The sequence below is a fragment of the Flavobacterium sp. MFBS3-15 genome (assembly GCF_026107645.2).
GTDB lineage: Bacteria > Bacteroidota > Bacteroidia > Flavobacteriales > Flavobacteriaceae > Flavobacterium.
Genome location: NZ_JAPCHV010000010.1, coordinates 71,743 through 83,269 on the forward strand (window position 1 = coordinate 71,743; position 11,527 = coordinate 83,269).

An 11,527-nucleotide genomic window follows, 5' to 3' on the forward strand; every position below is an offset into this window, starting at 1 on the left:
TCATCAATAACAGAACAGTAAATAACAAGAACATGAAAACAATGATTTTTTATGTAGCGGGATTGCTATGCCTTATCGCTACCAGCGCAAAAGCACAAACATTTGAAGAAAGGGCAGGCGTTATTGCCCGCGACATCGAAAGGATTACCAAGGAGGAAAAGGACTCTCTTAAAGCTGAAGTGGAAACTGTGAACATCCAACTGGAGAACAAAGCTATTACTAAGGAAGAGGCAGATGCCAAAAAACAACAATTCGCTGAGCAACGTGCCAGGAATATTGAAACAAGGGTGGCGGTGCAGGAAGAAAAGCTGGCTCAGCTTGTAAGGGACAAAGTGGATGGCAAAGTGAAGAAAGATAAATTCCGCATTGTATTCAATGGATCTAGTAAAGACACCACGATTACTAAAGAACTTAGCTATAAAAGGACGACTTCGCAGCTGGTATTTGCACTTGGTGTGAACCGACTGGTGACAGATGACAAGATTGACAACGACAATTTTAAATGGCGTTCTGACTTCTATGAATGGGGTGTTGCCTTCAATACAAGGGTTTTCAGGAACAACAACCTGTTGCATGCCAAATATGGATTATCACTTCAATACAACAACCTCCGTCCTGACAATGATATGATGTTCGCAACCGAAGGCGGCAAGACCGTACTGGTTGATTCAGGCCTTGACCTGGATGTAGCGCGCCTTAGGTATGTAAACCTTGTAGTGCCGGTTCACCTTGAGTTCGACTTTACCAAAAAGCAGGTAAACGGCGACAAAACATATTTCCCTACGCACAAAAGCTTCCGTTTGGGAGTGGGAGGTTACACAGGGTTTAATGTGAAAGAAAAACAAATACTGAAATACAGCGAGGACGGCCACGATATTAAAACAAAACAGAAAGGCGACTTTAACGTGAGTGACTTCGTGTACGGTGTGAGTGCTTATGTAGGCTATGGCGAAGTGAGCCTGTATGCTAAGTACGACCTGCAGCCGGTATTTGCAAATAATGATGTTGACTCAAATAATTTGTCTCTTGGCATAAGATTTGATTTCAATTAATAGTTAAGGGTTAGTTTTGTACTTTGAAAAGGGCGTTTCCGATGAGGTGGCGCCTTTTTTGTTTTTATTGGCTTTTAGGCATACTAATTTTCTTATTTTTAAGCTTAAAAATAAGTAATGCCGCACGACCATTCCCATCACATACATTCGCACCACAACTCTGCCAAGAACATTAAGGTGGCCTTTTTTCTTAATTTCGGTTTCACTATACTCGAGATTGTAGGCGGTTTTTTCGTGAACAGTGTTTCCATTCTGTCCGATGCGCTGCATGATTTGGGTGATAGCCTTTCGCTGGGCATCTCGTGGTGCCTGCACAACCGCTCGAAGAGGGAAGCCGACAGCAAATTTACCTTCGGCTACAGCCGTTTTTCTATACTCGGCGCGTTGGTTAACAGTATCATACTTTTAGGTGGATCGTGTTTTGTAATATACGAAGCGGTTAAGCGCCTCATCCACCCGGAACCGTCAGATGCAAAAGGCATGTTCATCTTTGCAATCATTGGCGTAGCAGTAAATGGTTATGCCGCATTCAGGCTCAGTCATGGCAAGTCGCTCAATGAACGGGTAGTAAGCTGGCATTTGGTTGAAGATGTATTGGGCTGGGCTGCAGTGCTCATCGTTTCGGTAGTGATGATGTTCACCGATGCTCCATGGCTCGATCCGGTGCTTTCATTGGGTATTACCATTTTCATAGTATATAACGTGGTAAAGAGGCTCAGGGAAACGCTGGTTATATTATTGCAAGGCACCCCTGAAGACATCGACCCCGAAAAGATAAAACAGGAAATACTCCTGGTACCGCATGTTGTCTCTCTGCATCATATGAACATCTGGTCGCTGGAGGGAGAGCACCATGTTTTTACTACACACATAAAGCTCGATGCAATAGCAGGATTTCCTGAAATGCTCGAAGTAAAACGGAGAGTAAAAGAAGTTTTAAAAAAATACCCTTTCTCCCATTACACCATTGAAGTGGAGATGCAAAATGAAAGCTGCGAGCTTGCAATGGGGAAAGGATTGCAATAGCATAAAAACTTTGTAACTTTGAGCCTTTGTAACTTTGCCACTCACGACAATTGATATCCAAAAGCACCATAGATACCGTATATGAAACCGCCCGTGTTGAGGAGGTGATCGGTGATTTCGTGGTATTAAAGCGGGCAGGGAGCAACCTCAAGGGGCTGAGTCCTTTTAGTAATGAGAAATCGCCATCTTTCATGGTATCGCCCGTAAAGCAGATATGGAAGGATTTCAGTTCGGGCAAAGGCGGGAATGCCGTTGCCTTCCTTATGGAACACGAGCATTTTACTTATCCGGAAGCCATTCGTTACTTAGCCAAAAAATATAACATCGAGATAGAGGAGACTGAACAAACTGATGAAGACAGGGAACAGGCCAATGAAAAAGAGAGCATGTACCTCGTGTCGGAATTTGCGCAGAAGTATTTCCATAACACTATGATGAATACTGATGAAGGGCAGGCTATTGGGTATTCCTATTTCAAGGAGCGTGGGTTTACCGGCGACACTATAAAGAAATTCGGCTTGGGCTATTCACCTGAAGAATGGGATGCATTCAGCAAGGAAGCGCTGGGCAAAGGATATAAGCTGGACTACCTTGATAAGACAGGGCTGACCATTGTGCGCGAAGATGGCCGCACTGTCGACCGTTTCCGTGGCCGAGTAATGTTCCCGATACAAAGTATGTCCGGCCGTGTGCTGGGCTTTGGGGGTCGCATTTTAGGTAATGACAAAAAAGTTGCCAAATATCTCAATTCCCCCGAGAGCGACATTTACCACAAGAGCAAGGTGCTATACGGCATTTTCTACGCCAAGCAGGCCATTGCAAAACTGGATAATTGTTATTTAGTTGAAGGCTATACCGATGTAATCCAGTTGCACCAGGCGGGCATCGAGAACGTTGTGGCCTCATCGGGTACGGCACTTACACCCGACCAGATACGTCTCATTAGCAGGTTAACCAGGAATATTACAGTACTATTTGATGGCGATGCTGCGGGGCTTCGGGCTTCGGTGCGCGGCATCGACCTCATTCTGGAAGAAGGCATGAATGTTAAAGTGTGTACCTTCCCGGATGGCGATGACCCCGATAGCTTTGCGAAGAAAACACCGCACGATGAGTTGATCGCCTACCTTAACGATAATGCGAAAGACTTCATACAGTTCAAAGCCGGCCTGTTGATGGATGAAGCCAAGAACGACCCTGTAAAAAAAGCCGGGCTGATACGCGATATGGTAGTGAGCATTGGCAAAATTCCCGACCGCATACAGCGGGAGATATATATACAGGAAGTAGCCCGTATCATGGATATTTCGGAACAGGTCCTGGTAAGTACTTTGTCACAAATCGTGTCTAAGGAAGTTGCCGATGCGGGTAAGCAGCTAAAAGAACAGCAGAGGGCGAATGCCATGAAGCCTGTTACGGATGATTTTGTACCGCAGCAGGAACGTGTTGACATACTTGACCGGCTGGAAAGAAGGATCATTGAAATATTGTTGCTGTATGGGAGCACCGAGCAGGACTTTGAGGATGTGTATATAAAGTATGACGAATTTGGCAAGGAATATGAGTATACCGAACAGAAAACCTACAAAGTTTACGAGCGCATTTACCTGAACCTCCAGGAAGACGAGATACAGTTTACTAATCCGGTATTCAGGGATCTCTATAAGGCCATAATCGACCATTATCTCACGCACCAGGAGCTAAACATAGAGACCTTTCTCAATACCTTGCATCCTGAACTGCAGTACGTGGCCACTGATATTTTCATGCAGGATGAAAAATATGTGCTCCACGAATGGGAGGAGAAAAAGCAAATCCCTGTAAAAGATAAATCCCTGTCAGTTTCGGCTTATGCTAATGAGCATATTATCGACTTGCGCTGGCTGCTGTTGGGTAAGCTCATCCAGGACCTCAAGATGCAGGTAAGCCCGGAAGCTGATAACATGGAAATCCTGATGGCGGTAAATGACTATAATACACTTGTGAATTACCTTTCACGAAAAATAAGCAGACTGCGGAGCCAGTTTTTTTAGTATAAGCAATCAGGGGACATAATCAGAGAATCCAATATCCAAAAACAAGAACGCCTCTCAAAAGGAGGCGCCTGTATTTTTAGTAAAGTGAGAAAAGCCGCTGCGTATTTTTATTGTCCTTTTTTTGGAGTTTGAAGATTAAACGATGTCAAGCGTTTTTGCTTTATTCACAAGGTCAACCAGATTGGTAACGTGCAACTTGGTAAGCAGCCTTAGTTTGTAGGTACTAATGGTTTTTTCATTCAGCTCAAGCAATTTGGCAATTTCCTTATTTTTTTTGCCTTCGCTAAGATAGCGGAGTACTTCGATTTCCCGTGAGGAAAGTTTCCTGTAGAGTCTCTCTGACTTCTTTCCTTTATTGAGGAGAGCAAGGTTTTTCTTCACAGTATCACTGAATACAACTTCACCTTCGTTAACTCTCTTGATGGCGTTTTCAAGCTCTTCCATACGTGCACTCTTGTGTATGTAGGCCGATACACCTGCTTTTAAGGCATTTGGAGCGTAGATTTGCTCTGCAAGATTGGTAAAGATGATGATTTTGGTTTCAGGGAATTCTTTTACCAATGACTTAACTGAGCTGATGCTGGTAAGGCCATCTAATTCCAAGTCAATGACCGCAGCATCTACTGTCTTTTTTCCCAATGTATCGAGCAGGCTGTCGAGGTTATTAACCACACCTGCAAAACTAATTTGCGGATTATCGTTAAAGTACGACTTCATCCCATAGTGCACTACCGGGTGGTTGTCCGCGAGGCATAGTTTAATCATAATATCCGTTTTTTTGGGTTTCTTGTAAGTAAAGTTAGGGATTAATATCTTAAAGTATTGTGAATGAAAGAATTTTATTTCAATTTTAAGGGTTTATAATCCTTTTTCTGCATTTTATCTTAAAGGATTGTGAATGAGATAATTTACTTTAGGCTGAAGGGTATTTCACAAACCGGTATTGGAATCATCTTATGCCTGTTTATTGTGTTCAACCTATGGTATATATCAAATACTTCCCTGTCACGTTTTTCAAAATCAACCGCTGATTTCCCATTTGCCATCTGTTCCATGGCCCACTCGAGTTCTTCGTAGCTGGCTCCCAGCTGGTCCTCATCACTGCGGTCGTCGTGGAAAAGGCCGTCGGCAGGTTTTGCTGTGAGTATGCTTTCTGTCACTCCCAGATGTCTTGCTAATAACCGTACCTCAGTCTTGGTCAGGTCGGCTATCGGGCTGATGTCCACTCCGCCGTCACCATATTTCGTAAAGAACCCTACGCCAAAATCTTCTACTTTATTGCCTGTTCCTGCTACAAGGGCACTGTTGATTCCCGCAAAATAATACAATGTGGTCATTCGCAGTCTTGCACGGCTATTGGCTAGAGAAAGATGTAGTAAATGCTCGTCGTCAGTTTGCGGAACCTGTTGCCTGAAAGTTTCAAATACGGGAGTAAGGTCTGCGAGCGCAGAGGATACATTGTCAAACATGTCTTTTAAATTGCCGATGTGCTCCTGTGCACGGCTTACGTGGGAAGGAGGCTGGTGGATGGGCATTTCTATGCAAAGGGTGGGTAGTCCTGTTTGCGCACAGAGTGTAGAGGTAAGTGCCGAGTCGATCCCGCCAGAAATCCCTACAACAAAACCCTTTACTCTTGCGTTAAAGGCATAGTCCTTCAGCCATTTTACTATATGGTCGTTGATGGCCTGTGCCTGAAAAGTAGCATTCATTGGCATTGTTTTACTATTAATATATGAGTGCGTATATTTGCGGGGGTAAAATTAAACAATTCCGATAAGGAATTTCCTAATAAAAACACAAAATGAAGAAATACATCATTTTAGCGGCTTTTTCATTGTTGTTTTTTTCCTGTAAAGAAGAAAATGAAACTGAAGAGAAAGTGGCCGAAGTAAAGGTTGAAAAAGTAACTATCGAGCGTTTCGACAAGCTCTTTTTTGAGAGCAAGCCCGAAGACTTGCCTAAACTAAAGCAGCAGTTCCCGTTCCTTTTTCCGGAAGGGAACAGCGATGCTGTATGGCAGGCGCGTATGAATGATCCTTTTCTTCGAAAACTATATGATGAGGTGCAGAAAAAATTCCCCAATCTGCAATCATTGGACACCGACTTTGAGAACCTTTTCAGGCATATCAAATATTATTACCCTAATTTTAAGTCACCTCGTGTAATAACCATAATAGACGATAATAATGATATCACTGCAGTATACCAGGGAGATTTGGTTATCGTACCATTAAGCCTTTATTTGGGGAAAGACAATTATTTGTATGAAGGCCTCCCGAAATACCAGGTGCAGGAGTATGAGCCATCACAGATACTGCCTAATGTTGTTACGGCGTTCTCTATGGGGCGCATTCCGGCTCCGAAAGACAATACCTTGCTCAGTGAAATGATTTACTATGGTAAGGAGCTTTACCTTAAAGATCTATTGATTCCTGAGATGGCCGATGAACACAAAATAGGCTACACGAAGGAGCAACAGGCTTGGTCTAAAGTCAATGAAGCTGAAATATGGCGTTATTTTGTCGACCGAAAGCTGCTCTTTGCAACAGACCACAAGCTGTTGGACCGTTTCATAAAGCCGGCTCCGTTCTCGAAGTTTTATCTCGAGCTTGATAATGAGTCACCCGGGAGGCTGGGGCAATGGATAGGCTGGCAAATTGTGAGGTCGTATGCCGAAAACAATAAAAACGTACCTTTGCAGCAGCTGCTGGCAATGGATGCCAAAGCACTTTTTGATAAATCCAAATACAAACCCAAGAGCGATGCCGAATAACCTGAAATCTGAAATAAACATAGTTGTAGAACTTGACGAAAACCGCGTTCCCGAGAAGCTGAGCTGGACTGCCAGGGACGGCGGTGTGGTAAATGAGCCATCCAAGGCCGTGATGCTTTCGGTGTGGGACAGCAGGGCACAGGAGAGCATGCGCATTGACCTGTGGACAAAGGACATGCCGGTTGATGAAATGAAAACGTTCTTCCACCAAACGCTGGTATCTATGTCCGATACCTTTGAACGCGCCACCAACGACAAGAAAATGGCCGATACCATGAAGGACTTCTGCGATTACTTCGCCGAGAAGCTGGAGCTGAAGAAGCAGTAACGATAGCCATTCAAAACAAAAAACGCAACCAAATCGGTTGCGTTTTTGTTTATATAAATCCCTGATTCTTAAAAATCCCGTCATTCACCCCGTCGATGAATTCCAGTACCTTTTCGCGCCCGGTACCTTCGGTAGATGAGGTAACGAAGTATTGCGGCATTTCCTCCCAGTTGTTGGCCAGGAGCTGCTTGCGATAGGCGGCTACGTGCTGGTCTACCTTGCCGCGGCTTATCTTGTCAGTTTTGGTGAAAATGATGCAGAACGGTACGCCCGACTCTCCTAAATAGGTAATAAATTCCAGGTCAATCTTCTGGGCCTCAAGGCGTATGTCGATCAGGACGAACGCGCAAACCAGCTGCTCACGGCGCTCAAAATAGTCGGTAATGAACTTTTGGAAGGTTTCCTTGGTGGACTTCGAAACACGGGCATAACCGTACCCCGGAAGGTCGACAAGGTACCAGTTGCCATTGATTTTGAAGTGGTTGATTAGCTGTGTCTTACCGGGTTTTCCTGATGTTTTGGCCAGGCTGTTGCGTCCCGTAAGCATATTGATCAGGGAAGATTTCCCCACATTACTTCGGCCAATGAAGGCATATTCCGGAAGCGGCTCATTAGGGCATTTGCTGACATCTGAATTGCTGATTATGAACTCGGCGGTATTGATCTTCATTATGGTGAATTTTGGGCAAAGGTAGGGTATTATAAGGTGATAGCCAAGGGTGTATTTGGGTCAGGACAAGATGATTTTAGGGTATGTACCGGAGGAAAAAAAGGGATAGCTTATTTTTGGCGGAGGAAAGAGTTAGCCACGCACGAAAAATCACGGCTTTCAAATTGTTTCATTTTTGAAGCCGGTATTAAAATATACGAATTTTCTTTAAATACAAATAATTGGCAAAATCGTGCGCAGTATTCCGATCCGGGACACGTTCACAGCCTGTTTTTATATAGCAAAGGTTGAGAATGCACCAAACATAACTATTGAAATCAGCAAAATGAAAAGCAGGAAACCCCTTATGTCTTTTATGCTTCTCCCTTCTTTGAGCACGAGGCGGGCAAATGCGGGCGACACCAGCAGGAGTAGGGCAACGATTGCCATACAGGCAAGGGCCGGCAGTGGTGAAAACGGAAACGCTTTTTCAGGAGTGGTGCTTTGCATATTAAAAAGCACAGTACCGATGAACAGCAGGTTCCATAGTACTATAAAGGCTATTGCGAAGGGTTTTTTGACAGGGAAACCGCCCGAGGCCTGTAGTTGGCGGATTTCTTTTTCTCTTTGTGAAGTGTTGGGTGAACGGCCGTTTGCTTTGTTGTCAAAGCCTGCTGCCTCGATTTGCTGCCTCAGCCGGTACGCAGTTCCCTTAAAGGGCATGAAAATGATTTTGTCATTATAGCTTGGCACGTTGTGGCAGATTCGCAGGCCATCGCCACTTATGGCGGATAGGCTGTACGAGTCAAGTGAGGTAACGTCTTCAGCGAGAAAAACGAATTTGCCCAGGAGGCCGGCATTGAGTTCCAATACCCCATTCTGCAAAGTAAGGGTAACGAGTGGCCATGTTGCTTTGCTGCGGCCTATGTAGGCGCCCCCTCTTATCTTCAATTCGTTCATGGTCAGTTCTTAAAATAAAAAACCACGATAAAAGTTATCGCGGTTGGTATCCTATAAATCCTGTGTCAGCAAATTATGGGCGGTGTCCAGCTTCTTCAGCCATTCATGCATCAGCCTGTTGAATTCATTGGGGTGCTCCATCATGGCGGCATGCCCGCACTTGTCTATCCATGACAGGGTAGAGTTAGGCAGCAGCTTGTGGAATTCCTCCGCCACATCCGGCGGTGTCACGGTGTCGTTCTTTCCCCAGATGATGCAGGTGGGCACATGCATTTTCGGCAGGTCCTTGGCCATATTGTGGCGTATAGCGCTCTTAGCTATAGTAAGGGTCTTGATGAGCTTCATGCGGTCATTGGCCATGGTATACACCTCTTCAATAATCTCATCGGTGGCTACCGCGGGGTCGTAAAACACATCCTGCGCCTTTTTCCTGATGTAGTCGCGGTCGCCGCGGCGCGGGTAGCTGTCGCCCATGGCGCTCTCGTACAGCCCCGAGCTTCCGGTAATGATAAGCCCCAGCATCTTCTCCGGGTACATCTTGGTATGGTAAAGCGCAATATGTCCGCCAAGGGAATTGCCTAAAAGGATAACGCGGTCAAATCCTTTATACGTAATAAAGTCCTTTACCCATTTGGCAAAAGCCTTTACGTTGGTTTTCAGTATGCTTTGTGTGTAAATGGGCAATTCGGGAATAACCACTTTATAGCCGTGCTTCGGAAAGTATTCCGCTACCCCTCCAAAATTACTAAGCCCGCCCATAAGGCCGTGTAGGATAATTATCGGGGTGCCTTCTCCGGCTTCAAAATAAGTGTATTTGCCGTCTTTTATCTTGTCTTGCATGTTGGTTGTGTACAAAAATCGAGTATCAGGACAAATATAGGACTTTATGGCTTATAAAGAAATGCGGGGCATAATATTTAATAAAGCATTATGCATGCATATTGATTTGTAGTGAAAGAAATGAGCTTACGGCAAACAGGGGGGATTTACAATCGGGTAATGATATGAAGGCAGTTTCAGGCGTTAAAATACTATTAAACTCCCACGGTCTCCCACTTGCGACGAATTTTTTGGATTTTTCAATAAGATTGTTAACTCCCCTTAAAAAATTACAGACTTTCAAAGCATTTTTTTTAAACACTAAAATTTCTGCATCCTTTTGGATATTCAGGGAGTAGTTGGAATTTCTCACAAAGTGGGTTTTGAAACCAAAACTTATTAACAAAGTAGGGGAAAGTGGGAAAAAGTGGAGATATATTCCATATATTTGCTCAAAATCAACCCGAAAGGTAACTCATTGAAAGTCATAACAGGAACATACGAGTGTAAGGCTGATGCGAAGGGCAGGATAGCGATTCCGGCGCCTTTGAAGAAGCAGCTGGCAGGAAGCCTCGAGGAGGGCTTTATCCTGAAGCGTTCTGTTTTCCAGCCGTGCCTTGAACTGTACCCGATGGCGGAATGGAACAAGATGATGGCAAAGATCAATAAGCTGAACCGTTTCGTGAAAAAGAACAATGACTTCATCCGCAGGTTTACAGCCGGGGTGAAAGAGGTGGAGATTGATGCGGCGGGAAGGATGCTGATTGCAAAAGACCTGCTGGTGTTTTCGGGTATTGAGGGTAATGTGGTGCTGTCGTCGGCAGTGAACATTGTCGAGATTTGGGACAAAGATAAGTATGAACAGTCGATTGACGGCTCAGATATAGACTTTGCTGACCTTGCGGAAGACGTAATGGGTGGCTTAAATGACGATGAGGATGGAATATCATAACCCTGTATTGCTGAAGGAAACCGTTGACGGGCTTAATATTAAGCCTGGTGGCGTGTATGTGGATGTGACCTTTGGCGGGGGTGGGCATTCCCGTGAAATAATGAAGAGGCTGGGGCCGGACGGAAGGCTTTTTGGCTTTGACCAGGATGAGGATGCGCAGGCCAATGTGATTGATGATGCCAGGTTTACCCTGATTCCGGAGAATTTCAGGTTCATAAAAAGGTACCTGAGGTTTCATGGCGTGAAGGAAGTGGACGGCATACTGGCTGACCTTGGGGTGTCGTCGCACCAGTTTGATGTGGCAGAGCGTGGTTTTTCGACACGTTTTGAGGCAGAGCTGGACATGAGGATGAGCAAAAAGAACGAGCTGAATGCCTTTAAGGTGGTGAATGATTATGATGAGGCCGACCTGAAAAGGGTGTTTGTGGAATATGGTGAGCTGAAGAATGGCGGGGCAATGGCATCGGTCATTGTCAATGCCAGGAAGGAGCGCCCGATAAAGAACAGCAGCGAGCTGAAGCAGGTGCTGGGGAGGTTTTTGCCGGGGCATAAAAGCAATAAGATACTGGCGCAGATATACCAGGCGATACGCATAGAGGTGAACCAGGAGATGGATGTGCTGAAGGAGTTTTTGGAGCAGTCGCTCGAGCTGCTGAAACCCGGGGGCAGGCTGAGCGTGATATCGTACCACTCGCTCGAAGACAGGCTGGTAAAAAGGTACATGCGCAACGGGATGTTTGAAGGAGAACCCGAACGCGACTTCTTCGGGAATTTCGAGGTGCCGTTCAAAAGCATCGAAAAGCTGATCATCCCGACGGACGGGGAAATAGCGCAAAACAACAGGGCCCGCAGCGCAAAGCTAAGGGTCGCCGAAAAGAAATAGAATAAGGTTAAAACATAATGAATTTCCGCTCCACACTCCCCTCTCCTTT

The 11,527-nt window shown here is 45.1% G+C and carries 13 protein-coding genes; 7 read left to right on the forward strand and 6 right to left on the reverse strand.

Going from position 1 to position 11,527, the window contains the following annotated elements; genetic code table 11:
* The first annotated feature begins 32 nt into the window (after positions 1-32).
* The 3 genes from OGH69_RS10380 (at position 33) to dnaG (ending at position 4,111) form a co-directional block, all read left to right on the forward strand.
* The gene (locus OGH69_RS10380; RefSeq protein ID WP_265174399.1) at positions 33-1,052 is read left to right on the forward strand and encodes a hypothetical protein; all 1,020 of its coding nucleotides are present in this window, start codon (positions 33-35) and stop codon (positions 1,050-1,052) included.
* Between the two features lie 117 nt (positions 1,053-1,169).
* Positions 1,170-2,078, forward strand: a complete 909-nt coding sequence (locus OGH69_RS10385; RefSeq protein WP_265174400.1) for a cation diffusion facilitator family transporter — start codon at positions 1,170-1,172, stop codon at positions 2,076-2,078.
* 50 nt (positions 2,079-2,128) lie between these two features.
* A complete protein-coding gene (gene dnaG / locus OGH69_RS10390) occupies positions 2,129-4,111 on the forward strand; it encodes a DNA primase (protein WP_265174401.1) in 1,983 nt (660 codons plus the stop codon).
* A gap of 138 nt (positions 4,112-4,249) precedes the next feature.
* Here the strand turns inward: dnaG and OGH69_RS10395 are convergent, their stop codons facing one another.
* Positions 4,250-4,879 (reverse strand): LuxR C-terminal-related transcriptional regulator, encoded by a 630-nt coding sequence (locus OGH69_RS10395; RefSeq protein ID WP_265174402.1) that lies wholly within the window; start codon positions 4,877-4,879, stop codon positions 4,250-4,252.
* A 143-nt stretch (positions 4,880-5,022) separates the two neighbouring features.
* On the reverse strand, positions 5,023-5,829 hold the full coding sequence (gene nadE / locus OGH69_RS10400) for an NAD(+) synthase (RefSeq protein ID WP_265174403.1): 807 nt from the start codon (positions 5,827-5,829) through the stop codon (positions 5,023-5,025).
* 86 nt (positions 5,830-5,915) lie between these two features.
* Here nadE and gldB point away from each other — a divergent pair, with 86 nt between their 5' ends.
* Complete coding sequence (gene gldB, locus OGH69_RS10405) at positions 5,916-6,887, forward strand: gliding motility lipoprotein GldB (protein ID WP_265174404.1); 972 nt, start codon at positions 5,916-5,918, stop codon at positions 6,885-6,887.
* The gene (gene gldC, locus OGH69_RS10410) at positions 6,877-7,215 is read left to right on the forward strand and encodes a gliding motility protein GldC (RefSeq protein ID WP_265174405.1); all 339 of its coding nucleotides are present in this window, start codon (positions 6,877-6,879) and stop codon (positions 7,213-7,215) included. Before gldB ends, gldC begins: the two co-directional genes overlap by 11 nt.
* Before the next feature lie 49 nt (positions 7,216-7,264).
* Here the strand turns inward: gldC and yihA are convergent, their stop codons facing one another.
* The 4 genes from yihA to OGH69_RS10430 form a co-directional block, all read right to left on the reverse strand.
* Positions 7,265-7,885 (reverse strand): ribosome biogenesis GTP-binding protein YihA/YsxC, encoded by a 621-nt coding sequence (gene yihA / locus OGH69_RS10415; RefSeq protein ID WP_265174406.1) that lies wholly within the window; start codon positions 7,883-7,885, stop codon positions 7,265-7,267.
* A 273-nt stretch (positions 7,886-8,158) separates the two neighbouring features.
* A complete protein-coding gene (locus OGH69_RS10420; protein WP_265174407.1) occupies positions 8,159-8,824 on the reverse strand; it encodes a hypothetical protein in 666 nt (221 codons plus the stop codon).
* A 51-nt stretch (positions 8,825-8,875) separates the two neighbouring features.
* Entirely contained in the window at positions 8,876-9,664 is a 789-nt protein-coding gene (locus OGH69_RS10425; RefSeq protein ID WP_265174408.1) for an alpha/beta fold hydrolase, read from the reverse strand.
* Positions 9,665-9,752: 88 nt separating this feature from the next.
* Entirely contained in the window at positions 9,753-10,016 is a 264-nt protein-coding gene (locus tag OGH69_RS10430) for a hypothetical protein (protein ID WP_265174409.1), read from the reverse strand.
* Positions 10,017-10,121: 105 nt separating this feature from the next.
* Between OGH69_RS10430 and mraZ the strand changes: the two genes are divergently transcribed.
* Positions 10,122-10,595: a division/cell wall cluster transcriptional repressor MraZ gene (gene mraZ, locus OGH69_RS10435; protein WP_265174484.1), complete on the forward strand. Its 474-nt coding sequence runs from the start codon at positions 10,122-10,124 to the stop codon at positions 10,593-10,595.
* The gene (rsmH, locus tag OGH69_RS10440) at positions 10,570-11,478 is read left to right on the forward strand and encodes a 16S rRNA (cytosine(1402)-N(4))-methyltransferase RsmH (RefSeq protein WP_265174410.1); all 909 of its coding nucleotides are present in this window, start codon (positions 10,570-10,572) and stop codon (positions 11,476-11,478) included. Before mraZ ends, rsmH begins: the two co-directional genes overlap by 26 nt.
* Positions 11,479-11,527: the final 49 nt, after the last annotated feature.

Excerpts from the sequence above, each read along its gene's own strand:
- OGH69_RS10380 (WP_265174399.1), top strand. The coding sequence starts at position 33 with ATGAAAACAATGATTTTTTATGTAGCGGGATTGCTATGCCTTATCGCT.
- OGH69_RS10385 (WP_265174400.1), top strand. The coding sequence starts at position 1,170 with ATGCCGCACGACCATTCCCATCACATACATTCGCACCACAACTCTGCC.
- OGH69_RS10395 (WP_265174402.1), bottom strand. The coding sequence starts at position 4,879 with ATGATTAAACTATGCCTCGCGGACAACCACCCGGTAGTGCACTATGGG.
- nadE (WP_265174403.1), bottom strand. The coding sequence starts at position 5,829 with ATGCCAATGAATGCTACTTTTCAGGCACAGGCCATCAACGACCATATA.
- gldB (WP_265174404.1), top strand. The coding sequence starts at position 5,916 with ATGAAGAAATACATCATTTTAGCGGCTTTTTCATTGTTGTTTTTTTCC.
- gldC (WP_265174405.1), top strand. The coding sequence starts at position 6,877 with ATGCCGAATAACCTGAAATCTGAAATAAACATAGTTGTAGAACTTGAC.
- yihA (WP_265174406.1), bottom strand. The coding sequence starts at position 7,885 with ATGAAGATCAATACCGCCGAGTTCATAATCAGCAATTCAGATGTCAGC.
- OGH69_RS10420 (WP_265174407.1), bottom strand. The coding sequence starts at position 8,824 with ATGAACGAATTGAAGATAAGAGGGGGCGCCTACATAGGCCGCAGCAAA.
- OGH69_RS10425 (WP_265174408.1), bottom strand. The coding sequence starts at position 9,664 with ATGCAAGACAAGATAAAAGACGGCAAATACACTTATTTTGAAGCCGGA.
- rsmH (WP_265174410.1), top strand. The coding sequence starts at position 10,570 with ATGACGATGAGGATGGAATATCATAACCCTGTATTGCTGAAGGAAACC.